22 protein-coding genes are annotated in these 24,997 nt (G+C 45.8%); 13 read left to right on the top strand and 9 right to left on the bottom strand.

Annotated elements, in window-relative coordinates:
• Positions 1-118 precede the first annotated feature (118 nt).
• The gene (locus tag ACY652_RS17990; RefSeq protein ID WP_462265767.1) at positions 119-1,225 is read right to left on the bottom strand and encodes a fatty acid desaturase family protein; all 1,107 of its coding nucleotides are present in this window, start codon (positions 1,223-1,225) and stop codon (positions 119-121) included.
• Between the two features lie 444 nt (positions 1,226-1,669).
• On the opposite strand from ACY652_RS17990, the gene gatB reads away from it, so the two are divergent.
• The 4 genes from gatB to ACY652_RS17970 all read left to right on the top strand — a co-directional run bounded on the left by gatB (position 1,670) and on the right by ACY652_RS17970 (position 5,928).
• Entirely contained in the window at positions 1,670-3,136 is a 1,467-nt protein-coding gene (gatB, locus tag ACY652_RS17985; RefSeq protein ID WP_462265766.1) for an Asp-tRNA(Asn)/Glu-tRNA(Gln) amidotransferase subunit GatB, read from the top strand.
• 1 nt (position 3,137) lies between these two features.
• Entirely contained in the window at positions 3,138-4,253 is a 1,116-nt protein-coding gene (locus ACY652_RS17980) for a redoxin domain-containing protein (protein ID WP_462265765.1), read from the top strand.
• A gap of 103 nt (positions 4,254-4,356) precedes the next feature.
• Positions 4,357-5,052, top strand: a complete 696-nt coding sequence (locus tag ACY652_RS17975; RefSeq protein WP_462265764.1) for a response regulator transcription factor — start codon at positions 4,357-4,359, stop codon at positions 5,050-5,052.
• Positions 5,053-5,202: 150 nt separating this feature from the next.
• Complete coding sequence (locus ACY652_RS17970; protein ID WP_462265763.1) at positions 5,203-5,928, top strand: RluA family pseudouridine synthase; 726 nt, start codon at positions 5,203-5,205, stop codon at positions 5,926-5,928.
• Between the two features lie 102 nt (positions 5,929-6,030).
• On the opposite strand, the gene ACY652_RS17965 is transcribed toward ACY652_RS17970, so the two are convergent.
• From ACY652_RS17965 to ACY652_RS17955, 3 genes are all read right to left on the bottom strand, one after another.
• Positions 6,031-6,777, bottom strand: a complete 747-nt coding sequence (locus ACY652_RS17965) for a class I SAM-dependent methyltransferase (RefSeq protein WP_462265762.1) — start codon at positions 6,775-6,777, stop codon at positions 6,031-6,033.
• A gap of 98 nt (positions 6,778-6,875) precedes the next feature.
• Entirely contained in the window at positions 6,876-8,270 is a 1,395-nt protein-coding gene (locus tag ACY652_RS17960; RefSeq protein WP_462265761.1) for an arginine decarboxylase, read from the bottom strand.
• Positions 8,271-8,606: 336 nt separating this feature from the next.
• Entirely contained in the window at positions 8,607-8,936 is a 330-nt protein-coding gene (locus tag ACY652_RS17955; RefSeq protein ID WP_462265760.1) for a YbjQ family protein, read from the bottom strand.
• 131 nt (positions 8,937-9,067) lie between these two features.
• On the opposite strand from ACY652_RS17955, the gene ACY652_RS17950 reads away from it, so the two are divergent.
• Positions 9,068-9,820 carry a hypothetical protein gene (locus ACY652_RS17950; RefSeq protein ID WP_462265759.1) on the top strand — a complete coding sequence of 251 codons (753 nt, stop codon included), beginning with the start codon at positions 9,068-9,070 and terminating at the stop codon, positions 9,818-9,820.
• A gap of 48 nt (positions 9,821-9,868) precedes the next feature.
• On the opposite strand, the gene ACY652_RS17945 is transcribed toward ACY652_RS17950, so the two are convergent.
• The gene (locus tag ACY652_RS17945; protein WP_462265758.1) at positions 9,869-10,345 is read right to left on the bottom strand and encodes a DUF4112 domain-containing protein; all 477 of its coding nucleotides are present in this window, start codon (positions 10,343-10,345) and stop codon (positions 9,869-9,871) included.
• Between the two features lie 178 nt (positions 10,346-10,523).
• On the opposite strand from ACY652_RS17945, the gene mutS reads away from it, so the two are divergent.
• Positions 10,524-13,100 carry a DNA mismatch repair protein MutS gene (gene mutS / locus ACY652_RS17940; RefSeq protein WP_462268291.1) on the top strand — a complete coding sequence of 859 codons (2,577 nt, stop codon included), beginning with the start codon at positions 10,524-10,526 and terminating at the stop codon, positions 13,098-13,100.
• A 291-nt stretch (positions 13,101-13,391) separates the two neighbouring features.
• On the opposite strand, the gene ACY652_RS17935 is transcribed toward mutS, so the two are convergent.
• Positions 13,392-14,387 carry an exonuclease domain-containing protein gene (locus ACY652_RS17935; protein WP_462265757.1) on the bottom strand — a complete coding sequence of 332 codons (996 nt, stop codon included), beginning with the start codon at positions 14,385-14,387 and terminating at the stop codon, positions 13,392-13,394.
• A 117-nt stretch (positions 14,388-14,504) separates the two neighbouring features.
• On the opposite strand from ACY652_RS17935, the gene ACY652_RS17930 reads away from it, so the two are divergent.
• The 3 genes from ACY652_RS17930 to ACY652_RS17920 are packed head-to-tail and all read left to right on the top strand — an operon-like array spanning position 14,505 to position 18,768.
• A complete protein-coding gene (locus tag ACY652_RS17930; protein WP_462265756.1) occupies positions 14,505-16,481 on the top strand; it encodes a DUF3857 domain-containing protein in 1,977 nt (658 codons plus the stop codon).
• A gap of 29 nt (positions 16,482-16,510) precedes the next feature.
• On the top strand, positions 16,511-18,388 hold the full coding sequence (locus tag ACY652_RS17925; RefSeq protein ID WP_462265755.1) for a DUF3857 domain-containing protein: 1,878 nt from the start codon (positions 16,511-16,513) through the stop codon (positions 18,386-18,388).
• Between the two features lie 17 nt (positions 18,389-18,405).
• Positions 18,406-18,768, top strand: coding sequence for a VOC family protein (locus tag ACY652_RS17920; protein ID WP_462265754.1), 363 nt, complete (start codon positions 18,406-18,408; stop codon positions 18,766-18,768).
• A 695-nt stretch (positions 18,769-19,463) separates the two neighbouring features.
• On the opposite strand, the gene ACY652_RS17915 is transcribed toward ACY652_RS17920, so the two are convergent.
• Together ACY652_RS17915 and queG are read right to left on the bottom strand one after the other, a co-directional pair.
• Positions 19,464-20,006 carry a C40 family peptidase gene (locus ACY652_RS17915; protein ID WP_462265753.1) on the bottom strand — a complete coding sequence of 181 codons (543 nt, stop codon included), beginning with the start codon at positions 20,004-20,006 and terminating at the stop codon, positions 19,464-19,466.
• 39 nt (positions 20,007-20,045) lie between these two features.
• Positions 20,046-20,996, bottom strand: coding sequence for a tRNA epoxyqueuosine(34) reductase QueG (gene queG, locus ACY652_RS17910; RefSeq protein ID WP_462265752.1), 951 nt, complete (start codon positions 20,994-20,996; stop codon positions 20,046-20,048).
• A gap of 108 nt (positions 20,997-21,104) precedes the next feature.
• Between queG and ACY652_RS17905 the strand changes: the two genes are divergently transcribed.
• Positions 21,105-21,485, top strand: coding sequence for a SpoIIAA family protein (locus ACY652_RS17905; protein WP_462265751.1), 381 nt, complete (start codon positions 21,105-21,107; stop codon positions 21,483-21,485).
• 51 nt (positions 21,486-21,536) lie between these two features.
• Positions 21,537-21,797: a hypothetical protein gene (locus tag ACY652_RS17900; protein WP_462265750.1), complete on the top strand. Its 261-nt coding sequence runs from the start codon at positions 21,537-21,539 to the stop codon at positions 21,795-21,797.
• Between the two features lie 579 nt (positions 21,798-22,376).
• On the opposite strand, the gene ACY652_RS17895 is transcribed toward ACY652_RS17900, so the two are convergent.
• Positions 22,377-23,438, bottom strand: coding sequence for an amidohydrolase family protein (locus tag ACY652_RS17895; RefSeq protein WP_462265749.1), 1,062 nt, complete (start codon positions 23,436-23,438; stop codon positions 22,377-22,379).
• Between ACY652_RS17895 and ACY652_RS17890 the strand changes: the two genes are divergently transcribed.
• Positions 23,437-24,039 (top strand): (2Fe-2S)-binding protein, encoded by a 603-nt coding sequence (locus tag ACY652_RS17890; protein ID WP_462265748.1) that lies wholly within the window; start codon positions 23,437-23,439, stop codon positions 24,037-24,039. The genes ACY652_RS17895 and ACY652_RS17890 overlap by 2 nt on opposite strands.
• Entirely contained in the window at positions 24,008-24,991 is a 984-nt protein-coding gene (locus ACY652_RS17885; RefSeq protein WP_462265747.1) for an FAD binding domain-containing protein, read from the top strand. The genes ACY652_RS17890 and ACY652_RS17885 overlap by 32 nt, the downstream gene beginning before the upstream one ends.
• The last annotated feature ends 6 nt before the right edge of the window (positions 24,992-24,997 follow it).

Genomic DNA, 24,997 nt, shown 5'->3' with positions numbered 1-24,997 from the left:
TTTTGTTATGCGTTCATACTGTGAATCCGGTCGCTCTGGTATTAAATTCCTAAGCCACTCCTGGCAATTACGTTTTAAATAAATCCTGGTTCTTGGTTCCTGTCTCTTGCTTCTTTTCCTACAATTCCCCCGTTGCAAAAACACTCTCCTGCACGCCGCTTTTCTTGAGCAGCATAAAGTGCGAGCGGATGGCCGTTACCATAGGGTAAGCACGGTAAGGCAGATGGTACTTGTCTGCAAACTCCCGGATAATCGGGGTAATGGCCGGGTAATAGGTATGCGCCACGGTTGGAAACAGGTGGTGCGCCACGTGGTGATTAAAACCGCCGAACAGAAAATTGGCTAACTTACTGTCCGGACTAAAGTCTTTGGTTTCGGTAATCTGGTACATGGCCCAGGTCATGTCCAGTTTGCCGTCTTCTGGTGGCAGCGGAAATTCGGCATGTTCATCGGCATGGGTAGAGAGCAGCGCCGTTACCCCGAAGGCGCTGGCGGTAAGGTGCATCACCAAAAAGGCGGCCAGCACCCTATACCAGGGCTGCTGCAACACCAGCATCGGCACACCCACTAAAAAGAAAAGGTTAAACAGCTTGGCGGCAAATAGTTTTACATACTCAATCGCGGGTATCTTTGCTACTCGTTTCAGGTAATTGTCTTTGGTGCCGAAAAAGTCTTTAAAGTCGCGTATAAACAGCCAGTTAAGGGTGTAAAACAGGTATAGCGGCCACATATACAAATGCTGGTAGCGGTGTATGCTTTTACGCGGGCTTTCCGGAAAGATGTGTACCATATCACTTTGCTTAAAATCCACGTCCCAGTGCTGCATGTTCGGGTAAGGGTGGTGCAGCAGCAGGTGGCGCTTTTTCCAAATGTAACTGTTACTGCCAAACAGTTCCAGCACGTAGCTATACCACTCGTTATAACGGCGGCTGCTGAATACCGCCCCATGTGCGGCATCATGAAAGCCGTTCAGGAAAACCATAATCATGGTAAAGCCTGTAGCCACATAAAAGAAGAACAGTAACTGCGTGTTATTGCCAAAAAGTAAGATACCGTTGTACACTGCCAAGTACAATACTACCAGCAGTAGAGATTTGCGCACGATGCGCTGCTGCACTTTCCTGTTGCCAAGTACACGCTGCTGTACCTGCTGGTTCAGTTCTTTAAAAAAATCGTCTTTGCCAGCCTTTTTAAACGCCGGCCTCGGTAAAGTTTCCGTAGTCATAAACACTGTTATTTGAGATAGAGCCGAAGCTTTACCTTGTTACAACATCAATTAAAATGAAATTTATGAGTTCAAACACCGGTTAAACCGAAATGGTTTAAGGAATATTTCCAACAATACAGGATTGTTGGAAAGTGCTGGGTTATGTGCGCGGCAGCGGGAAAAAAGTAGTGCTGAACTCAATTAGTAACCTTATTAATTTCGAACTTCAAAGTTTGTGCCGAATAAGTGAGTGATACTGCAATTTCGCCTCATTACTTATATATTTGCCGGGCAAAGGGGAGCGCTATTAGATAATTATATTATATCACCCGCACGTCATTGCGAGGAACGAAGCAATCCTCAGTTTAAAAAGCTGCTTTGTAAGGCCGACCTGTAAAGGTGGGGATTGCTTCGTTCCTCGCAATGACGCGGCATAAACATCTTCTCAAAAAAAAGAACCGCATGGCGTATCAGGTGGAGATACACGAGAAATACGAATTGGTAGTGGGGCTGGAAGTACACGTACAACTATCTACCCATACCAAAATATTTTCTGCCGATAGTGCGGCCTATGGCGCTGCGCCCAATGAGCATGTGAGCGCCATTTCCCTGGGGATGCCGGGCACGCTGCCGATGCTGAACAAAACGGCGGTAGAATATGCAGTAAAGATGGGGCTGGCCTGCCATTGCCGCATCAACACTTATAACACCTTTGCCCGTAAAAATTATTTTTACGCCGATTTGCCGAAGGGCTACCAGGTTACCCAGGACCAGCACCCCATATGCACCGGGGGCTATGTGCCGGTGAAACTGGCCGGTGGCAGCGAGCGTAACATCGCCATCCATCACATCCATATGGAGGAGGATGCCGGTAAAAGTATACACGACGGGCACAGCGCCGATTCGATGATCGACCTGAACCGGGCCGGGGTGCCGCTGTTAGAGGTGGTATCAGAACCCGACCTGCGCAGCAGCGAAGAAGCAGTGCAATATTTAAATGAACTGCGCCGGCTGGTGCGTTACCTCAATATTTGCGATGGTAACATGGAGGAAGGCAGTATGCGCTGCGATGCCAATATTTCGGTAAAGCTGAAAGGCGAAACCAAATTAGGGAACCGCTGCGAAGTGAAAAACCTCAATTCCATACGCAATGTGCAGCGGGCCATTGCGCATGAGTTCGAGCGGCAGGTAAAAATTATTGAACAGGGCGGCCACATTGAGCAAAACACGCTGAACTTTGATGCCGATACCGGCGAAACTTCGGTGCTGCGCTCTAAAGAGGAAGCAAACGATTACCGCTATTTCCCGGAGCCGGATTTGCAGCCGCTGCAATTAACGCCTGAGTACATAGCGCAGGTAAAACAGCGTATGCCGGCCCTGCCGCATGAGCTGTATGATAAATATGTGAACCAGCTGGGCCTGCCTGCCTATGATGCCGGTGTGCTTACTGCCGAGCATGATATTGCCGGTTACTTTGAGCAGCTGATTGCCTGCACGCCGCATTACAAGGCCGCTGCCAACTGGCTGATGGGGCCGGTAAAATCCTATCTGAACGAGCATCATATCAGCATTGATAAATTGGTATTAGCACCGGCGCGGCTTGCCCGGGTTATTGATCTGGTGAACGAAAACCTAATCAGCCATTCGGCGGCGGCACACCAATTATTGCCAGAATTAATAAAGCAGCCGCAGGCGGGTGCCAAAGCGCTGGCGGCACAGCTCAACCTGTTGATCAGTACCGGCGGCAACGAACTGGAAGGCTGGGTGAACGAAGCCCTGGCTAAGTTTCCGGATAAGATTAAGGAATATCAAAAGGGAAAGAAGGGCGTATTGGGCCTTTTTATGGGCGAGATCATGAAACGCTCGAAAGGTAAAATAGATCCTAAAGAAACTACACGTATATTAACACAGGCATTAGAACAAAAATAGCATGATACAATACCGTTACACAGGAGCCGTACTTGCGGGTGCATTACTGGCGCTGGCATCCTGTAAGGATAAAAACAGCTTTACGCTTTCCGGCAACATCGACCACGCCAAAGCCGGTTCTAAAGTGTATTTGCTGATGGCCGACAGCGCCGACATCAAAAAAATCGATTCGGCAGATATAAATCAGCAAAATACCTTTCAGTTCAAACACAGTTCGCCGCACAATCAATTGTTTAAATTGCAGATAGGAGAGGACACCTTCGACTTTATTGCACAGAATGGCGATGATGTAAATTTTCGTGCGGATATGAGCGATAGCTCGCACACCTATCAGATCACCGGTTCGGCCGAATCGGAGAAGATACAGGAGTTTAACCGCATCAGTAATGTTTATTCGGCCAAAAATGCGAAACTGGCAGCCGATTTTGAATCGCTTACCGCACAGGGCAAAAACCGCGATTCGCTGCTGGCGGCCTATCGCCCGGTGTTTCAAAAGAACATTGATGATAACAGCAAGGCTACGCTCGAATTTATAAATGACAATCAAACTTCGCTGGCGGCCTTTTATGCGGCCATGTCGGTAGATCCTCAAAAGTACGAGCAGCAACTGGTAGCTTACGCCGATGCCATTAAAGGCAAGTTTAATCACGACCCGTTGGTGGAAGGCTTTATCAAACAGATGGAGCGGGTAAAGCCGTTATCGGTGGGGCACAAAGCGCCGGAGTTCGCCGTTAATTCCATTGATGGCAAGCCGGTAAGGCTGTCGGATTATAAAGGTAAATATGTGATGCTCGATTTCTGGGCTTCTTGGTGTGTACCCTGCCGCCGCGAAAACCCGAATGTGGTAAAGCAGTATGCCCTGTACAAGGGTAAAGGCCTGAATATTTTGGGGATTTCGCTCGACCAGGAAAAGGCCGACTGGCAAAAGGCCGTTAAGGATGATGGCATTACCTGGCAGCAGGCCTCCGACTTGAAGCGGTTTGACGGCCCTATGGAGCAGTTGTTTCAGATTGAGGCCATACCGTCTAACTTCATCATTGACCCTAACGGGGTGATTGTAGCCAAGAATGTTACTGGTGACGATTTGAGCGGCTTTTTAAAGAAAACGTTTAAATAGCCTCAATTTTGGGTTAATATAAAATGAAGTTTAACAATTTGTTAATACGCTTTTAACCGCATGTAAGGAAAGGGACAGTACTTTTACATCAAAATTCGACCCGATGAGCACACCTGTTAAGCAAAAGATACTGATTGTTGATGATGAGCCCGATATTCTGGAACTGATTGAATACAACCTGAAAAAAGAAGGGTACCAGGTGTACCTGGCGCATAACGGGCAGGAAGCGGTGATTGAAGCCAAAAAAGTACTGCCCGACCTGATTGTGCTGGATATTATGATGCCCAAAATGGACGGCATTGAAGCCTGCCGCATGATGCGCACCATGCCGGAGTTTAAGAATACCTTTATGGTGTTTTTAACCGCCCGCAGCGAGGAGTACTCGGAGATTGCCGGTTTTAATGTAGGGGCCGATGATTACATTGCCAAACCCATTAAGCCCCGTGCGCTGGTAAGCCGTATCAACGCCATACTGAGGAGAAACAACTCGCCGGAGGAGGCTACGGACAACAAACTTCAGGTGGCCGATTTAACTATTGACCGCGAGGCGTATTTAGTGTTCAGGAACGATGAAAGAATAGTACTGGCAAAAAAAGAGTTTGAGCTGCTGTACCTGCTGGCCTCCAAGCCCGGTAAGGTGTATACCCGCGATGTGATTTTGAAAAATATCTGGGAAGACTCGGTAGTGGTAACCAACCGCACCATTGATGTGCACATCCGTAAACTGCGCGAAAAGTTAGGCGAAAATTATGTATCTACCGTAAAAGGGGTAGGCTACAAATTTGAAGATACCCATTAAGCGCTTTTTCGACTTTTATGGCCTTTTATCAACTTTTATGAGCAATAATGAGGCTGTAAACAGCCCTTATACGGCTGCTTGTGTGCCTTAAGCTCAGGTATCCGTACCGCCCCGCCGGAAAATTCCTGAAATAAGCGTACCTTTGCGGCAATGAAAATTCCGAAGTTTGCCGACCTGATTTTGTTTGAAAATGATGATTTATTTGTAATTAACAAACCTCCGTTTTTAAGCACTTTAGATGAGCGGGGCGAAAGCAGCGGCGAGATCAACATCCTCCGTTTAGCCAAAAACTATTGGGAGGATGCCCAGATTTGCCACCGGCTGGATAAGGAAACTTCGGGTGCCTTAATCATCGCTAAAACGCCCGAGGCTTACCGTGATATATCCATACAGTTTGAAAAGCGGAAAATAAAAAAGGTGTACCATGCCGTAATTGATGGTACGCATACCTTTGATAATCTGTTCATTAACCTACCTATAATGAATACCGGGCGCGGTAGTGTAACCATCAGCCGCCAGGAGGGTAAACGGGCCGAAACCTGGTTTCAATCGTTAGAATACTTTAAGCATTATACCCTGGTAGAATGCCGCCCGGTAACCGGCCGTATGCACCAGATACGCATCCACCTGGCTACCCAGCGGGCCTCCATAGCCGGTGATGATATGTACAAGGGCAAGCCGGTATTCTTATCCCAACTAAAACGCAAATACAATATCGGTAAGGACCAGGAAGAACTACCCATCATGAAGCGCTTCGCGCTGCACGCTTATGAGCTGACTTTCAAATTGTTAGACGGTACTGAAACCACCATCCATGCACCTTACCCCAAAGACTTTGAAACCCTGCTGAAGCTGCTGGAAAAGTTTGATAGTTAAGTTATTTACAAAAGCAGCAGTCATTTTAAGCGTTGGCGGAGAGCCTGTACTATAGCACAGCCAAGCTTACATATCCTTCACTAACGCTCAGGATAACAATTTTTAATCTTTTTGATACACTAAAAAGTGCTGTATAGGCAGAAACTCCTCATCGTTAACCAGATGAAAGCCATTGGCTGTTAGTTCTTTACTTACTTGTTTAATGCTCATTTTGTGCAACTCTTTGATAGCTACCGCCGGGTCTTCGGCGCGGTACTCCAACAGCAATAGCTTGCCATGTGGCTTTAAGGAACGGCGGATAGCTTGCAGCACTTCGTGCGGATATAATAATTCATGATATACATCCACCATTATAGCCAGATCGATAGTATTGTCCGGCAGGTTGGGCGATTGCTCACCGCCTTTTACCACCACCACATTGTTTTGCTTTAACTCCTTACTGCGTTTGTTCAGGTAGTTAATGGCATCCTGTTGTATTTCAACAGCATACAGTTTTCCCTGAGGAATTTTAGGCGCAATTTTAAAGGTATAATATCCGGTGCCTGCACCAATATCGGCCACGTTACTGATAGCCGTAACTGGCAGGTTGGCTATAGCTTTAGCAGTGTTTTCCTCCTGCTGGCGGGTATCACGTTCCAGCCAGTCGGCACCGTCAAAACTCATCACCTGCGCAATCTCACGGCCCATATAAAACTTGCCCGTACCGCCGTAGGCAGAGGGCTTATATTGATAAATCGAATCGGTTTGTGGCTGCGATTGCTGCTGCTGCGCTGATGGCTTACCGTAGCAGGAGAGTAGCAACAAGGAAAACAGTACGGGTTTGATATTCAGCATATTTAAAGAAGGCATAAGCGCCTTGATTTGTTTACAACAATAAATGGGTTATAAAAAATGCCATGCTGAATAATCAGCATGGCATTATATAATTCATTTAATGTGAAAGTATATCAGGTAGTATAACCTAATATCTTCATAACCTGTTTACTGTTCTGTTCCTCGCCAAACACCTCAAAATTAAACGTTTCGTCGCGGTTACGTCGGATGATCACGTGCTTTGGCGATGGCAGCAGGCAGTGGTGTATACCGCCATAGCCGCTTAATACCTCCTGGTAGGCGCCGGTATTAAAGAAACCCAGATACTGCACCTTACGCGTTTTAGGCATATATACGCTGTTCATGTGCGCTTCCTGGTTATAATAATCCTGCCCGTCGCAGGTAATGCCGCCCAGGTTCACACGCTCATATTCGGCATCCCAGTTATTGACAGGCAGCAGGATATACTTCTGGTTCAGCGCCCACACATCAGGCAGGTTGGTAATGAATGACCCGTCCAGCATCAGCCAGCGTTCCCGGTCGTTCTGCTGCTTGCGGCCCAATACCTTGTATAAGATACCTGAGGCTTCAGCTACGGTATATTTACCGAATTCGGTAATAATATCCGGTTCAATCACATCGTATTCCGCACAAATTTCTTTAATACGGCTTACAATTTCGTTTATCATGTACTCATAATCAAAGTCGAACACCAGCGAATCCTTAAAGGGCATACCGCCGCCAATGTCAAGCGTATCCAGTTCGGGGTTAACCTTTTTGAATTTGCAATACAGCGTCACGTACTTTTCCAGTTCGTTCCAGTAATACGGGGTATCCGATATACCGGAGTTAATAAAGAAATGCAGCAGTTTCACCCTGAAATTGGGGTTCTTCTCAATTTTGCTATGATAAAAATCAATTACATCTTCGGAACGTACACCCAGCCGCGAGGTATAAAATTGCGAATCCGGCTGCTCCTCTGATGCGATACGGATGCCCAGATTGCAAGGAGTACTCATCTCAATCTCGTCATCGTACATATTAAACTCCTCCTTGTTATCCAGCACCGGGATAATGTTGGAAAAGCCGTCGTGCAGCATATCGATGATGTATTGCTTGTACTGGTAAGGCTTAAAACCGTTACAAATTACAGTAATGTCCTTATTCACTACACCCTTCTTCTCCAGCGCATCAATCATCGGCATATCAAAGGCCGACGAGGTTTCCAGGTGAATATCGTTCTTCAGCGCCTCCTCAACTACATGCTTAAAGTGAGAACTTTTAGTGCAGTAGCAATATTTATAACCGCCTCTGTAATTGTTCTTTACAATAGCCTGCTGAAATAATAATTTAGCCTGCTGAATCTTTTTGGAGATAATGGGCAGGTAAGTAAAACGCAGGGGCGTACCATACGTTTCAATCATCTCCATCAGGTTCAGGTCGTGGAAATATAGTTCATCTTCAATGATCTCAAAACCGTCCTGCGGAAAACCCACGCTCAGGTCAAGAAACTCCTGGTAACTCTGCATCTTTTAACTTTTCGCAAAAATTGTAATTTTTAAGGATTAACCGTTTAAGTTTTCTATAAAAATTATCGCTGCATTGTAATTAATTGGTCATTGATCAATAGTCATATAACTTAAATGGGAGTCGATATGATTATGAGGAAGAATTTCAAAACCAAATAACCTCAACGCAACTTACCTTTAATGACCAATGACCAATGACCAATGACCAATGACCAATGACCAATGACCAATGACCAATGACCAATGACCAATGACCAATGACCAATGACCAATGACCAATGACCAATGACCAATGACCAATGACCAATGACCAATGACCAATGACCAATGACCGGATTACACCTGCTCTACAACAACGGCGGTACCATAGGCCAGTACCTCAGTGATGCCCTGCGCAATTTCGTTGGCATCGTAGCGCATATTGATAATGGCATTAGCGCCTACGCTTTGGGCATGTTGGGCCAGCAGTACAAAGGCTTCCTCGCGGGCGTTTTCGCAAAGCTCTACGTAAATAGAAAGCCGGCCGCCAAAAATGCTTTGTATGCCTCCGGCAAAGTTGCCTAATACGCTGCGGCTACGTACCGTAATGCCGCGTACCACGCCTAAATGCTTAACCACTTTGTAGCCTTCGAGGCTGGTGCTGGTGGTAATAAATGCTCTGTCCATGATGTTAAATTTTGTTGTGATTGATTTTTAAGACTAATGTAAGGTACTTCTGCTACACTTAACGATAAATTACTTAAAGGGATATATTACTACTGATACCCGCTTATTATATTTGTACAACAACTCACTTTATGCATAGAATAAAAACTTTAATTATTGCTTTTGTATACATACTAAATTACTCAGTTTCAGCTCAAACGGTAAACAGCAATTTGCTTTATGGTGTGTGGCGATCTGAAGGTTACCATTCTGCCTTCCTTCATATATATAGTAATGCATTTGTGTTTCAGACCGATAGTATCGGTTACTTGACCACATCACAAGGTATAGTTCAAATGCCATTCAATTACCACATTGATAATAGTCGGCAGCCGGTTTGGTTTGACTATACTATCAAAGGACTGTACAAATTTAAAAGCCTGATCAGAGCAGTTAATGACTCCACTATAATGATTGATATAGGTAATACCGACAAGCGGCCTGACGTAAAAATGAAAAGGAAAAAGGTACTTACATACCATAAATTAAAAAACTTTACTCCGGAGTCATTTATGCATCCATTCAATAACGACTATCTACTGGGAACTTGGATAGTAAATTCATTTAATAATAAGGGTATAGTAAAAAGCGTACAATTTAAAAATGACCACTTAGTACTTTACACCAATAAGGATGAAGATGATATATTGTACAAATATGTAACCGACCTATCTGTAGTGCCTAAGCTGATCAATTTAAAAAATGCAGGCAATGCACATTTGTTTCAGGGATTTATTGAGCTACTGGATGATACAACTCTTCATATTGAGTTATTCAATTATGGCAAGCGCCCCTCTCACTGGACTATGTTTGGCAATAATACGGTTTATATACGTAAAAAATAGTTTCATATAGACAGTCACAAATTGTGATTACTACGTCTTTAATATCATTTATTGATGTGGCCCGAACAGCCAGTGCAGCAGCAGATAAAACAGATAAATTACACCGGCCATGATTAGAAAAACAATCAGCAGCAGAAATATCAGCAACCCGGTTCCGCTGCCGCCATGTTTGCCTTCCTGGTAATGCTCCTGTAATAATTTCAGGTTACGGTTATTGGATTTAAAATAAAAATCAGTTACCCAGCCCAGTAGTGGGATAGCGCCAACAATGGCATCAATAGCCAGGTTGGTTACCATCAAAATAATCACCTTGCGGCTTACGCCGTGCTTAGCCATTACCCAAACCAGCGCTGCACCCACCATAAAGCCGGAGGCATCGCCCACTATGGGTATAAAGTTTAATAACGGGTCGAGCCCGAAGCGAAAATTAGTGCCGGGAATGTGAAAGGCGCTGTCGAACAAATGGGCAATGCGCTGCACCCAGGCCAGTTGCCCGGTTAGTTTAACCTCTTTTGTTAGTGCCATACGGAGGCAACGTTGCGATACACCTAAAGTTTTAGGAGTGCCGGTTGACGTATAACTTAAAGGGTTCAAATTATCAACAATGGAATTATTAATCGTTCAAAGCCTTAAATTTACCCGGTAATTATAAATTAAAAGGAGTAAGGGCGTGAGCAAAACCCCAGTGAAGGAAACGCCGCTGATGCAGCAGTACAACCAGATTAAGATAAAATATCCGGGTGCGCTGCTGCTATTCCGCGTGGGCGATTTTTATGAAACCTTTGGCGAGGATGCAATAAAAACAGCCCAGATTTTAGGTATTGTGCTTACCCGCCGGGCCAACGGTGCCGCCACGCATATTGAACTGGCCGGCTTTCCGCACCACTCGCTCGAAACTTACCTGCCCAAACTGGTGAGGGCAGGCCAGCGCGTAGCCATCTGCGACCAGCTGGAAGACCCCAAAACCACCAAAACCATCGTTAAACGCGGCGTAACTGAACTGGTTACGCCCGGCGTGGCCATCAGCGATAATATCCTGCAGCAAAAAAGCAACAACTACTTAGCTTCCATACATTTTGAAAAAAGCAGCTTAGGGCTGGCGCTGGTAGACGTATCTACCGGCGAATTTTTAACTGCGCAGGGCAGTGCCGATTATATTGATAAACTGCTGCAAAGCTTTAGTCCCAGCGAAGTGGTGTATCCTAAAAGTAAACGCCAGGAGTTTATTGATTTATTTGGCGACCGTTTTTATAGTTACCCGCTCGATGAATGGCCTTACAGTGGGGATTATGCTTCGGAAACGCTGCTCAAGCATTTCGGTGTAAAGTCGCTCAAAGGGTTCGGCATCGAAAAACTCGATCTGGGGATCATCGCCTCAGGGGTGGCCCTGCATTACTTGAATGAAACCGAGCACCGCAACCTGCAGCACATCAGCGCCATCAGCAGGATAGAGGAGGACGGCTATCTCTGGCTCGACCGTTTCAGCATACGAAACCTCGAACTGGTAGGCTCGGCCAACGAGAATGCGCATACACTGGTAGAAGTGCTGGATGATACCTGCTCACCCATGGGCGCCCGACTGCTGCGCCGCTGGATTGTGATGCCGCTAAAAGACATTAAGCCTATTCAGGACCGCCTTAGCGTGGTGGAATACCTGATTGCCAACGAAGAACTGCGGCAGCAGATGCAAGCCTGTATACGCCAGGTGGGCGATCTGGAACGGCTGATCTCAAAGATCAGCCTACAAAAGGCCAATCCGCGCGAGGTGTGCCAGCTGCGCAAAGCTTTGAGCGCTATTGATAGCATCCGGCAGTTGTGTAATGATGCACACAATACCTCACTTAAAGCCATAGGCAGCCAGCTGAACCCGTGTACGTTTATTTGCGACAAGATAGGCAAGGAACTCAACCCCGAGCCGCCGGTAATGCTGGTGAAAGGCGGCGTAATGGCTACCGGCATACATGAGGAACTGGACCGCCTGCGTAAAATTGCCTTTGGCGGTAAGGGCTACCTGATTGAGATACAGAAACGTGAGGCCGAGCAAACCGGTATTCCGTCGCTTAAGGTAGCCTTTAATAATGTGTTTGGCTATTATCTCGAAGTTACCCATGCGCACCGCGATAAAGTACCGACGGAGTGGATACGCAAGCAAACGCTGGTGAATGCCGAGCGGTACATCACCCCGGAACTGAAAGAGTATGAAGAACAGATTTTAGGGGCCGAGGAAAAGATACTGGCGCTTGAAACCCGATTGTATAACGACCTACTGTATGCGCTTACCGAATACATTAAACCCATACAGCTAAACGCCCAGCTGATTGCCCGGCTGGATGTACTGCTCAACTTTGCCAGCATATCCATCCGTAATTATTATACCAAACCCCAGGTAACCGAGGAGCGGGGCATCGACATTAAAGGCGGCCGCCATCCGGTGATTGAAAAAACATTACCACCCGGCGAGGAATACATTACCAATGACGTGTTTCTTGATTCGGAAACCCAGCAAATTATTATCATTACCGGGCCTAACATGGCCGGTAAATCTGCCCTGCTGCGCCAAACTGGCTTAATTGTGCTCATGGCCCAAATGGGCTGTTATGTACCGGCCAAGGAGGCGCATATCGGCTTGGTAGATAAAATATTTACGCGGGTGGGGGCTTCCGATAATCTGTCATCGGGCGAATCTACCTTTATGGTGGAAATGAACGAGACGGCCAGCATCCTAAACAACGTATCAGACCGCAGCCTGATCCTGCTGGATGAAATTGGGCGCGGAACATCCACGTATGACGGCATATCCATAGCCTGGGCCATTGCCGAATATCTGCACAATCATCCTGCGGCCAAAGCAAAAACGCTGTTTGCCACGCATTACCACGAATTGAATGAATTGAGTAACACTTTCAACCGCATCAAAAATTATAATGTATCGGTAAGGGAGGTAGGGCAGCAGATCATCTTTTTGCGTAAGCTGGTGCCGGGCGGCAGCGAGCATAGCTTTGGTATACATGTAGCCAAATTGGCCGGTATGCCGCAAAAGGTGCTGAACAGGGCCAATGAAATTTTAAAGAAACTGGAGGCCGAGCGTACCGGAGGCGAAAACATTAAGGACAGCATCAAAAAAGTGCAGAAGCAGGCGGTACAGCTGCAAATGTTTTCGATTGACGACCCTGTGCTGGTGAAGATACGCGATACGCTGAACAACCTCGATGTGAACGTTCTCACCCCGGTGGAAGCTTTGATGAAGCTGGATGAGATACAGCGCCTGATTAAAGGGTAACGTAACAAATTGTCATCCTGAGCGGCAGCGAAGGATCTGTACAACGTTTGCTCAAGCGTACCGGTCTTTCGCTGCCGCGGAATCTAATCATTAACTATCCTTCACGCGTCATTGCGAGGAACGGGCGCCATCCTCGACTTACAGGGCGGCTTTGTATGCAGAGGATGGCGCCCGTTCCTCGCAATAACGCACGGATATTAGTATCTATTTTTGTAGCAGATCATTATTGAAGTTTCAGGGCTGCTTAGTGATTAAATGCCGCTGCCGCTCAGGATGACACAGGTATAATCTTTACCCTTTCTTAAATTTATTGGCCAGCATCTGCAGCATATCTTCGTTAACCGGCTTTGCGGTCTCCTCCGGCTTTCTGAAAGGTTTTGGCTGCGGCTGATGGTCGGGCTTAGGGTGCTGCGGCTTCTGAAAGTTATTTTTAGCCGGCTGAGGGCGGGGCTGCTGGGGTTGTGCCGCAGGCCGGGGCGGGCGGGCAGCTTGCCAGCGCTGATGTACGTCTTGTAATTTACGTTTGGTGTAAAGCGAAAAATCGCCGTTCATCATCCAGCCAAAGTAGGCCGGTTCTGCATTGAATACATCGGTTACCAGCTTTCCTTTATGCTTACCGAAGTTAAATACTTCCTCACCCTGATCATTGTATACCATGCGGCCGGCAAAATCAACCGTGCGGTGTATGTTGCTGAATTTATGCAGTGCCTCTACATCATTAACCACAGGTATGCTGCGGTTGCCCTGCTTATCTTCCCACTCGGTATTTTCGTAGCGTTGCAACTGGGCTAAAAATACATCAAGTGTGGCACGGGTATCCGCTACTGCGGTATGGGCGTTCTTAATGTCTTTATCACAGTAAAATTTGTAAGCCGCCTTTAGCGTGCGCTGTTCCATCTGGTGAAAAATGTTCTGTACATCCACAAAGCGCCTGCCTTCAATCTCAAAGGGCTCACCAGTTCGCAAAAATTCTTCCAGCAGCATCGGTATGTCGAATTTATTGGAGTTGTAGCCTGCCAGGTCGCAATCCTGTAAGAATTCGGCCACTTCGGGTGCTATAGCCTTAAACGTTGGCGCATCGGCAATATCCTCATCATAAATGCCATGGATCAGCGATGTTTCCAGTGGTATGGGCATCTCGGGGTTCACCTTCCAGGCTTTTACCTCCTCGGTATCGTCGGGGTTAACTTTAATAATGCCGATCTCTACAATGCGGTCGAGGCCTATCATGGTGCCGGTGGTTTCCAGGTCGAAAAAAGCCAGCGGCCGCTTTAAGTTCAATTTCATTTTTACAGGTAAAGTAATACCGGGCTAAGGTCGGGAAAAGATTTAAATTTAAAGCTGATAATGTTTTTTGAAATCTCGTACAGAAACTTTAATTTTCAACCTTTAACCACCTTATACATGAAGAAGATATCAGCACTGCTTTTCAGTATTTTGTTTCTGCACCTGTACGCCGCCGCCCAGGATTTTCCTTTCGGGAACTTGAGCGAGCAGGAGCTGATGATGAAGAAATATGCGAAGGATACAGCAGCTCATGCAGTTGTGCTCAAAGAGTTTGGCAAAAGCCTCATCAGCAGCGCTGACCATTTTCCGCTTGAGCACGAATATCATGTGCGCATCAAACTGTTCGACAGCAAAGGCTTTGAGCAGGGAAATGTAAGTATCCCGCTGTATAAAGAAAGCAGTGAAAGTTTTGAGGAGGTAACTGATATACATGCGGTAACTTACCAGATTAACGAAAAAGGCAGTTACACCGCTACAGAGCTGGGTAAGGCGCAAATTTTTCATGAAAAAAAGAACAAGTATTATGATGTGGTAAAGTTTGCTATGCCCAATCTCAGCAAGGGCTGCATCATAGAGTATAGTTACCGGTTTACCTCACCTTTTAAATTCAATTATAAGAGCTGGGATTTCCAGTCGGATATCCCCAAAATATACTCGGAGTATCAGGTTAATATTCCCGCTATTTATAATTACAACATCTCGCTGCGCGGCCCCTACAAGCTCACCAAAACCAATGCAGCGCTTGACCGCGAATGCTTTAGCTATGCAGGTGCAAAGGCTGATTGTTCAAAGCTAACCTATGCAATGGCTGATGTGCCGGCCTTTATAGAGGAAGATTACATGACCGCCCCTAAGAATTTTTTATCAGCCATGTATTTCGAACTGATTGACTATACCAACATCAGCAATGGCGCTAAGCAGAATATAACGAAAGACTGGAAGGATGTAGACTATACGCTTAAAACCAACAGTTATTTTGGCACCCAGCTAAAGCGCAAAAGCCTGATGCGTGATTACATTATGCCCGTTATAGCCGGTAAAACAGATACGCTCCAAAAAGCAAAGGCGATATACAGGTACATCCAAAAAAACATCAAGTGGAACAACTTTTATGGAAAGTACAGTGACGATGGTATAAAATCGGCAATGGATAAGCACACCGGCAATGTGGGCGATATTAACCTGGCGCTTATTGCAGCGCTGTCTGCTGCCGATATTAAAACCGAGGCCGTATTGTTATCTACCCGCAGCCACGGGTTGGTTAACCGTTTGTTCCCGGTGGAGAGCGATTTTGATTATGTAATTGCCAAGGCCAATATTGGTGGCAAAAGCTACCTTCTGGATGCTACCGACCCCATGCTTTCTTTCGGTTTGCTGCCAATGCACTGTATCAATGATCAGGGAAGGGTGATGAGTTTGGATAAGCCGTCGTACTGGACGGATCTGACCGCCGATCAAAAAAGCATGAAAACAGATGTGGTTGACCTCACGTTGCAGAATAATGGAAAATTAACAGGTACCCTCAGCCATCACTCCTTTGGTTACGAAGCTTACAAAAAGCGTTTAGCCATCAAAAAATTTAACACCGCAGATGAATACGTGGAAAATTTAGATGCTAAAATGCCTAAAATCAAAATTACTAATTATACCATCACCAACCTGGATACCTTAGACGCTCCGCTTTCAGAAGTGTATACGGTTGAAATCAGCGCCTTTGATAATCTTGAACACAGCCGTATCGCTTTTAATCCCTACCTGATTGACAAGGTTTCGGAGAACCCATTTAAACTTGCAGAACGCAACTACCCGGTAGATATGGGCAGCACTACGGATGAGCGCATGATCATGACGCTGCACCTGCCCGAAAACTTTGTACTGGAAGCAGTTCCGCAACCGGTTAACCTGGGTATGCCCAATCATGGAGGAAAGTTTATCACCGAATATGTAAACGAAAGCAACACGGTTACCTTTTCACAAATTACCCAGCTTAGCCATACGGTGTATTCATCCGAAGAATATCCCTACCTGAAGGAAATGTTTAACAAAATCATTCAGGCCGAAAAAACCGATCTGATTTTCAGGAAAAAATCATGAAACTACTTTGCTTATTATGTTTTGCGCTCATGGTGAGTTTAAGCGTATCAGCCGAAACGCCTGTGTACGAAGCCAGTGCCATACCTAAAGAATTGTTGCCATATGCAGGTGCAGTAATACGCCAGTCTGCCTATAGCACCCAGGTTAAGGATTTGTCCAATACAATTTTTCATGTTAAGCAGGTAATTACGGTGTTGAACAAAACCGGTGATGACCAGGCCGATATCATCATCTGGCATAATAAAAACCGCCGGATCCAATACGTGAAAGGCGCCATATACGATGAGTTTGGAAAATTACAGAAGAAGTTTGCCGAGAAGGATTTTGAGGATTACAGCAACATCAGTTCATTCTCACTGTTCGAAGATACCCGTGTAAAGCGTTACCGGCCGGTAGCCTCCGCCTATCCTTATACTTTAACTTATGAATATGAAGTAAATAGCAGGCAATCGCTCAACTTTCCGGATTGGAAGCCTAATGATGATTATGGTACAGCGCTGGAAAATAGTACCTATACCTTTGTATGCAAGCCCGATTTCAAGTTCAGGTATAAGCAATTCAATTACTCCGCAACGCCTGAAAAAACTACTGATAAGGATGGTAATATGGTTTATACCTGGAAACTGGCGAACCAAAAGGCAATGAAGGCTGAACCTTACAGCCCTGATGCAGAGCAGTACCTGCCTGTGGTAAAGTTTGCTCCCGAAAAGTTTGTCTACGAGGGGCATTCCGGGGCATTTACCAACTGGAATGAATTGGGTAAATGGGTATACAACGACTTGCTGAGCAGCCGGACTGTGTTGCCTGCCGCAACTGTACAACAGATGCAGGAACTTGTAAGGGGCGTTACCGACGAAAAGCTGAAAGCTAAAAAGGTATATGAATATATGCAGCAAAAAACGCGTTACATAAGTGTTCAGATCGGCATAGGCGGTTACCAGCCTTTTATGGCGGCAGATGTAGACAAGCAGAGTTATGGCGATTGCAAGGCGCTGGTTAACTATACACAAGCCTTATTAAAGGCGGTAAATATAAACTCCTATTACTGCGTAGTTGAGGCAGGAAGCCGGAAAGTAAGCCTGATGCCCGATTTTGCCAGCATGGAACAGGGTAACCATGTAATTTTGTGCCTGCCCTTTAAAAATGATACTACCTGGCTGGAATGCACCAGTCAGCAAATACCGTTCGGCTATCTGGGTACATTTACTGATGACCGTAATGTGCTAGCCTGTACGCCCGGTGGCGGTAAGATTTTGCATACGCCCGTTTACGCACCTGCCGCCAATCTGCAACATTGCCAGGCCAGTTTTACCCTTAATGCACAGGGCGGTGTTGCAGGGGAGATTAAAACAAGCATGGAAGGCGCCCAGTTTGATAACCGTCAGGGTTTTGCGGAAGAGGCTTACGCCGAGCAAGTTAAATATCTTAAAAAGGAATACCCGATTGATAACTTAGAAATTGAGAAATTAAGTTTCGTTCAGGAAAAGAACCGGCAACCAAAACTGGAAGAGCAACTGAAGGTAAACGCTTATGGCTATGCCGCCCAGGAGGGTGACAAATATAATTTTTATGTGAATGCTACTAACCGGATTAAAAGTTCGCCGCGTGAGGTACGCAACCGTGTAACTAATGTATTCATCAACCGGGGTTATACCGATGAAGATGAGATTACTTACACAATACCGGAGGGATACAGGTTAGACAATAACCCGTTAGCTGTTAAGTTACAAAAACCGTTTGGTAGCTTTAGCGCCACGCTGGTGCAGCAGGGTAACCGCCTCATTTATAAGCGCCGTATGCAAATTAAAGATGGCACCTATGATAAAGCCCTGTATCAGGAGTTGGTTGATTTTTACAGTGAAGTAGTTGATGCCGACGAATACCGGGCGGCGTTAGTTAAAAAATAAATGTTTATTACCAAATTATGCACCTCGTAGTTAAATCCATCCGAACTTTTATTGGCTCCAGGGATTTTGATGTTTCAAGACGCTTTTACAGCGAACTTGGATTTAATGAAACTATAATTTCAGCCGGGTTTTCGGTTTTTGAGATAAACGAGCTCAGGTTTTACTTGCAGAATGCTTATGTTGAGGATTGGCTCAACAATTCTATGCTTTTTATAGAGGTACCTAACGCCGGGGAGTGCTTTGCCTGGTTACAGCAGCTGCAACTCGAAAGCAAATATGCAGGCGTTAAATTGTTACCGGTAAAAAAGGAAGACTGGGGAGAGGAATGCTTTTTAATTGACCCTGCCGGTGTACTGCTGCACTTCGGCCACTTTAACTGATGGCTGCCGGTTAATCATCCGGGGCCGCTAATGGCACACAGGGGCATTTATTACTACCGCGGGTAATCATGAGATTTAAAATTTTCAATTACAGATAAAAAAAGCGGCTCCAAAAGTGTAAATCCAATTTGCATCATCAAGCGGGGGGGATTCATCATTATCCGAAAAGCAGAAATCAGATAGTGCTGAGGGTACTTCACTATTGCCGCAAGCCATAAAATATCCGGTTTGCCACTTAAATTTAGGCCGGCGCTGCCCATAAACTGCGGGAAGGGTACGGCACAAAATCAATCGGCGCATCTTTGCTTAAACGATGTTTTGGATATTACAGCATCAGTGTTCGAAAGCACTAAAGATGCATTAAAATTCACAACTAAAAGCTCTAAAAAGTGTAAACCCTGCATTTTTTTAATCTATTCATTATCAGCCTGTTAAATGGTATTTTTTTAAAATTATGTAAACTTTGGGTTTACACTTTGCGGAGTGAATAAAAGAGGTACGTTACCCCCTGTCCGAAAGGCAGGAATCGGGGTATGCTCAACTTATTTTCAGCATCCGCCAGGCAGGTATACGGCTTGTTTTACTTGTATCTTTTACTTCTGTGCCGGTGCTGCCTGTGAGGCGCAGAAATCAGTTTTAGGATGATGTAAAGGCAATGATTTCAACTTGAAAAATCTTCCGAACACTTATAGACATTACAGGGAGGATACCGAACCGCCCCGCGAAAAGTATTTGTACATAGATGGATCATGCAGGTTCACAATCATTACGCCCCGCCGGGTGCTGGCATGTACCACATAACCATTTTGCAGATAGATACCCACATGGCTGAATTTCTTGCCATCAAAGTCAAAAAACACAAGGTCGCCCTCTACCAGTTCATCTTCATACTTGCGCTTAATGGCTTGTACCTGCAGGCTGGTCATGCGCGGGAGGCTTAAACCATAAACTTCCTGTTCCAACAGGCAGGCCAGGCCTGAGCAATCAACACCCTGCTTGCTCATTCCGCCAAACAGGTAGGGCGTACCTGTCCATTGTTCTATAAAACTGTACAGCCGCCCGTTTTGAATGCTGCTTTGATCTACCTGCATTAAGGTGGCATACTTTTCAGCAATAAAGCCTTGTGGTTTCACCACCTCGCCGGGCGCCCCTTTCAGCATGGCTTTTCTGGAATGGCAGGCCGTAAAGGTCAATGTAATGGCAACCAGCAACAGTTTAAAACGCAGGGGAATGCTCATGGGTTAAATATAGTGGTAGAAAACGCAGGATGGTACGCTTTATCCGCCTAAAAATTCAATATTGCGTTTAAGGCCGGCAAACTTAGTGCGTTTCACTGCAGATTTTTTAAAGATAGTTTGAAAAACCTCCTGTGTAATTTCCTGCCAGTCCTGGCGGGTCATGCCCAGCAGTTCTTCATGAGGTTGAAAAGCGGGTTCCTTATGAGCGACAGAAAAACGATTCCAGGGGCATACATTCTGGCATACATCGCAGCCAAACATCCAATTGTCTGTCTTGCCCTTAAACTCTTGTGGTAACTCATTTTTCAGCTCTATAGTAAGGTAGGAGATACAGCGGCTGCCATCCACCACATAGGGTGCAATAATAGCATCGGTAGGGCAGGCGTCAATACAACGGGTACAAGTGCCGCAGTGATCGGCTGCGGGCGCAATATCACATTCCAGTTCGAGGTCAATAATCAGTTCGGCCAAAAAGAAGAAGGATCCGTTTTGCTTGTTGAGCAGGTTAGAATTTTTACCTATCCAGCCCAGGCCCGCCCGCTGCGCCCAGGCGCGGTCTAATACCGGTGCCGAATCTACAAAAGCCCGGCCGCCTACTTCGCCAATCGTTTCCTGTATATAACTCAATAGTTGTTTAAGCTTCTCCTTAATTACCTCGTGATAATCCAGCCCGTAGGCATACTGCGATATTTTGGGCGCTAAAGGATCGGCTTGTCTCTGCGGGTTGTAGTAGTTAAGCCCTAATGAAATTACAGATCTGGCATCATCCACCAACAGGCGCGGGTCAAGGCGCTTGTCGAAATGATTTTCCATGTACTGCATTTCGCCGTGCCTGCCCTGGTTCAGCCAGTTTTCGAGGCGGGGCGCTTCCTGCTCCAAAAAGCCTGCCTGTGCAATACCGCAAAATACAAACCCCAGCCGTTTAGCTTCGGCTTTAATGAGTTGGCTGTAAGTGGCTTTTGTGGTGTTCACTAATGCAAATATAGGCATAAGTGATGTTTTACCGATGCTGCCAATAATTGCATCCTTACGTCTGCACTACTTACAGGCAAACACTATGCTGGATTGTACGTTGTTTAAAAAACAAATCAATCTGCTATGCTTCAATTTATTAATGACTTACCGGAACACGTAATTGGCATACATGCCATTGGCGAGGTAACCAAACAGGATTATGATACGGTGCTTGCTCCGCGATTAGAAGAACTGGTACAAAAACAGGGGGAAATTAATTATCTGCTGGTGTTGGAGAACACCTTATCTGATTTCTCGGCCGGAGCATGGTACGACGAGCTTAAGCTGGGCTTAAAACATTTTACCAAATGGAATAAAATAGCGGTAGTAACCGATCAAAAAGGTGTTGAATGGTTTACCAATGCGTTTAAATTAATCATACCCGGACAGTCAAAGGGTTATTCATTAGACAAACTGGATGAAGCAGTAGCCTGGATAACTGAAAAAGAAGAAAATAAGGCGTAACGCTAACCAATACAATAATCAATTCATTTTAAATACTTAATACCAATAGCTATGGCAACCAATGATGATGTAAAAAATCCGAAAGACGAAAAAGACATTGCGGATAACAATAATGCAGGCAGTAATGATGATGTAACAGGTGAAAACGCCGGTGATAGTGAACTGTCTAAAGGCAGCCATGCAACCGAGCAGAATAAGCCGGATGATACACGGGTAGATACCGTTGTGCCGGATAATGACAATGGTGCACCCGGCCCAAGCACCGAGGAATCTTCTAATAAAGGGCAGGGGCCAAGCGGTGAAAATTTATAGATTTCAGCTAAGCCTGAATTAGTTATTGCTGCTTGAACATTGTGTTTATTATAAAAGAATATTGCAAATTTATTCTGTTGTTCATCGGCACTTCAAGCTCACTTGCATAAATTTTAAGTCAGCTAATCAGTAGTACGGCTGTGTGTAATGGTATCGGTAATTTCGGATATCATTACACACCTGTTTCTATACTCTTACCTGATAGCCGTTCAATTTATTCCTTATTGTCTTGTAAATACTCTTTCTGAAACTGATTTGGTGCCAGGTACATTGTAGTTCTGATTGGTAAATTGTACCGCTTCAGGACGCTGACAATTTCATAATTTCGCGCTTACCAACAACTCCGATAATATTCATCCTGATTGTAAAAAACTATTATCTGATAGCATAAAGATAAAGAAGTATTGTGTTTCTGGCCAATAACAGGAGAGTCTATGTATAATAAAGTGTTTGTTCCAAATCCTTTTCGGTTATCCCGGAAAATACACTTTGGAGTGTATTTCCTTTTTTTAGTATGGGCACTTCCTTAAAGATGCTGGCGGATCACCGGAATGACCATATATAAGTCAGTGCAGAGCATCAGGCAATGCCTAACAGCCTTTCCGCGTTTGTATGAGCAATTTGATGTTTTTCGCTTTCGCTTAAGGGCAACTGCTCTAAAAACTGATGCGCCTTGTCCATTGGTGCATAGGGATAATCTGCGGAGAACATGATCCGGTCAATACCAATTTCATTAACTAAGGTTTGAAAAGGATGAGCATAATTAAAGCCGCTGATAGTGTAGTGAATGTTTTCTTTAAGATAATCCTGAAGATTGCGTTGCAGCCCGGTTTTATCTTTCGAAAAGACGGCGTTCATACGTTGGAGCATATAAGGAAGCGTTTCACCTAAATGCCCGATAATAAACTGCAATTCGGGGAAACGGTCAAAAACGCCGCCTAAGATAAGCCGGATGACATGAACCCCGGTTTCAATGTGCCAGCCGTAACCCGAGCGGGCAAACAAATCATTAACCATTGGAGAAAAACCACTGTAGTAAGTGCTTGTTACCGTTTCTGGCGGTTTTGTGGGGTGAAGATATACAGGCATCTTTAATGCTGCTGCACATTCCAGGATCGGCAGGAAGTAAGGGTCATCTAAATAACGGCCCTGAACATGACCATTGATTACCGCACCTTTTAATCCTAAACTCTTTACTGCACGTTCTAATTCTTTAACTGCTGATTTTGGTTCTATAGAGGGAATGGCTGCAAAACCTGCAAATCGTTGAGGGTATTGCTGCGCAGCCAGCGCAATTACGTTATTACTTTCTTCTGCATACGCCATGGCCTCTGCTGCCCCTAACTGTTCTATGCCGGGCGATGTCAGTGACAGTACCTGCATATCAATGCCGGCATCATCCATTGCGGCTATGCGTTTCTCCCCTAAGTCGCTTAGTTTTTCTGGTATACCATAAAACGGACTTTCCGGATTTTGTGAATCGGCTTTCATTTCTTTAGCCGGTCCTTCCAGGTAGGCCTGTGGGGCAAAATGTTCTTCGAGTGTGATGATGCGCATAGTAATCAAACAATTCGCCCGGCACAAGGTTTTGAAAACAAGAATGACCTTGTAAAATAGATGAATTAACTGTGTTACAATCATGAACATCAAACCACCCGCCTCGCCGCACTTACAGGCCGGCAGCCTTGCGATGCCGTTAAGCCTGAAGATTAATGGCCGGCAATATAACCTGCAGCTGGAACCCAGGGTATCTCTGTTGGACGCTTTGCGAGAGTATACTGGCCTCACCGGTACCAAGAAAGGCTGCAACCAGGGTGCTTGCGGCGCCTGTACCGTACTGGTGAACGGAGAACGGATCAATTCCTGCATGACCTTGGCCATGCAGTATGCAGGCAAGGAAATAACTACCATAGAAGGTTTGGCAGCTAACGGCAGTTTGGATAAGCTTCAACGCGCCTTTATTGAGCATGACGGCTTCCAGTGCGGATATTGTACACCCGGCCAGATATGTTCGGCGCTGGCTTTACTCATGGAGTTTGAAAAAGGTATGCCGAGTGCTGTATCACCTGATATTTCTGCAGAAAAGTTCGAGTTTAGCGAGCAGGAGATTAAAGAAAGAATGAGCGGAAATATTTGCCGGTGCGGCGCTTATGTAGGCATAGTAGATGCTATTCGCAGTGTAATGGAAAATTCAGCCAAAAACCAAATCCATGAAACCGTTCACTTTTATACAGGCCGGTAGCACCGGGCAGGCCGTTGCTGAAATGGTAGGCCACAGCATGGCCAAGTTCATCGGCGGGGGCACTAATCTGGTTGATCTCATGCGCGAACAGATCGAACAGCCGGAGCATATCATTGACCTGACACAACTGCCTTTAACCCAAGTAGAAGAACAGCCCGATGGCAGCATCAGCGTAGGCGCACTGGTACGCAATTCTCATCTGGCAGCGCACCCCTCAATCCGGCAGCGGTACCCTGTGCTCTCGCAGGCTATCCTGAATGGCGCTTCAGCACAGTTGCGCAATATGGCCACCACGGGTGGCAACCTGTTGCAGCGTACCCGCTGCTATTATTTTTATGATGAAACGGCCCGTTGTAATAAACGGCAGCCCGGCAGCGGCTGCGATGCCATTGGTGGTTTTAATCGCATTCATGCCATTTTGGGCACCTCTGAAGCTTGCATTGCTACGCACCCGAGCGATATGTGCGTTGCCCTGGTGGCACTGGATGCCAAAGTGATAGTTGAAGGTAAGAACGGCCAGCGGGAAATTGCCTTTGCCGATTTTCACCTGCTGCCCGGCGAAACGCCACACATAGAAACCAGCCTGCAGCCGGATGAACTGATTACCACTATAATAATTCCGCCACTGCCTTTTGCCGGTAACTCACTTTACCGCAAGGTAAGAGACCGCGCCAGCTACGCATTTGCGCTGATTAGTGTAGCAGCAGCAATAGAAGTGGAAAACGGTTTAATTAAAAACCTCAGGATTGCATTGGGCGGTGTAGCCCATAAGCCCTGGCGTGCATACCGGGCCGAAGAAGCATTGGCAGGTAAAGAAGCAACAGCGCAAAACTTTATCGCCGCTGCCGAAGAAGAACTGAAGAGTGCCGCAGGCTTTGGGCATAACCGTTTTAAAATTGAATTGGCCAAGCGAACCATCGTGAGCGTATTACAGCTATTAGCAGGTAAATAGAACAGC

Origin of the sequence: Mucilaginibacter sp., assembly GCF_965200995.1 — a bacterium.
Taxonomy (GTDB): Bacteria; Bacteroidota; Bacteroidia; order Sphingobacteriales; family Sphingobacteriaceae; genus Mucilaginibacter.
Note: the sequence above shows the minus strand (reverse complement) of the source record. Positions and strands in the feature narration are given on the sequence as shown.

Excerpts from the sequence above, each read along its gene's own strand:
- ACY652_RS17915 (WP_462265753.1), bottom strand. The coding sequence starts at position 20,006 with ATGAGCATTCCCCTGCGTTTTAAACTGTTGCTGGTTGCCATTACATTG.
- gatB (WP_462265766.1), top strand. The coding sequence starts at position 1,670 with ATGGCGTATCAGGTGGAGATACACGAGAAATACGAATTGGTAGTGGGG.
- ACY652_RS17900 (WP_462265750.1), top strand. The coding sequence starts at position 21,537 with ATGGCAACCAATGATGATGTAAAAAATCCGAAAGACGAAAAAGACATT.
- ACY652_RS17975 (WP_462265764.1), top strand. The coding sequence starts at position 4,357 with ATGAGCACACCTGTTAAGCAAAAGATACTGATTGTTGATGATGAGCCC.
- queG (WP_462265752.1), bottom strand. The coding sequence starts at position 20,996 with ATGCCTATATTTGCATTAGTGAACACCACAAAAGCCACTTACAGCCAA.
- ACY652_RS17885 (WP_462265747.1), top strand. The coding sequence starts at position 24,008 with ATGAAACCGTTCACTTTTATACAGGCCGGTAGCACCGGGCAGGCCGTT.
- ACY652_RS17930 (WP_462265756.1), top strand. The coding sequence starts at position 14,505 with ATGAAGAAGATATCAGCACTGCTTTTCAGTATTTTGTTTCTGCACCTG.
- ACY652_RS17925 (WP_462265755.1), top strand. The coding sequence starts at position 16,511 with ATGGTGAGTTTAAGCGTATCAGCCGAAACGCCTGTGTACGAAGCCAGT.
- ACY652_RS17980 (WP_462265765.1), top strand. The coding sequence starts at position 3,138 with ATGATACAATACCGTTACACAGGAGCCGTACTTGCGGGTGCATTACTG.
- ACY652_RS17965 (WP_462265762.1), bottom strand. The coding sequence starts at position 6,777 with ATGCCTTCTTTAAATATGCTGAATATCAAACCCGTACTGTTTTCCTTG.
- ACY652_RS17935 (WP_462265757.1), bottom strand. The coding sequence starts at position 14,387 with ATGAAATTGAACTTAAAGCGGCCGCTGGCTTTTTTCGACCTGGAAACC.
- ACY652_RS17945 (WP_462265758.1), bottom strand. The coding sequence starts at position 10,345 with ATGGCACTAACAAAAGAGGTTAAACTAACCGGGCAACTGGCCTGGGTG.
- ACY652_RS17990 (WP_462265767.1), bottom strand. The coding sequence starts at position 1,225 with ATGACTACGGAAACTTTACCGAGGCCGGCGTTTAAAAAGGCTGGCAAA.
- ACY652_RS17920 (WP_462265754.1), top strand. The coding sequence starts at position 18,406 with ATGCACCTCGTAGTTAAATCCATCCGAACTTTTATTGGCTCCAGGGAT.
- ACY652_RS17950 (WP_462265759.1), top strand. The coding sequence starts at position 9,068 with ATGCATAGAATAAAAACTTTAATTATTGCTTTTGTATACATACTAAAT.
- mutS (WP_462268291.1), top strand. The coding sequence starts at position 10,524 with ATGCAGCAGTACAACCAGATTAAGATAAAATATCCGGGTGCGCTGCTG.
- ACY652_RS17890 (WP_462265748.1), top strand. The coding sequence starts at position 23,437 with ATGAACATCAAACCACCCGCCTCGCCGCACTTACAGGCCGGCAGCCTT.
- ACY652_RS17895 (WP_462265749.1), bottom strand. The coding sequence starts at position 23,438 with ATGATTGTAACACAGTTAATTCATCTATTTTACAAGGTCATTCTTGTT.
- ACY652_RS17955 (WP_462265760.1), bottom strand. The coding sequence starts at position 8,936 with ATGGACAGAGCATTTATTACCACCAGCACCAGCCTCGAAGGCTACAAA.
- ACY652_RS17960 (WP_462265761.1), bottom strand. The coding sequence starts at position 8,270 with ATGCAGAGTTACCAGGAGTTTCTTGACCTGAGCGTGGGTTTTCCGCAG.
- ACY652_RS17905 (WP_462265751.1), top strand. The coding sequence starts at position 21,105 with ATGCTTCAATTTATTAATGACTTACCGGAACACGTAATTGGCATACAT.
- ACY652_RS17970 (WP_462265763.1), top strand. The coding sequence starts at position 5,203 with ATGAAAATTCCGAAGTTTGCCGACCTGATTTTGTTTGAAAATGATGAT.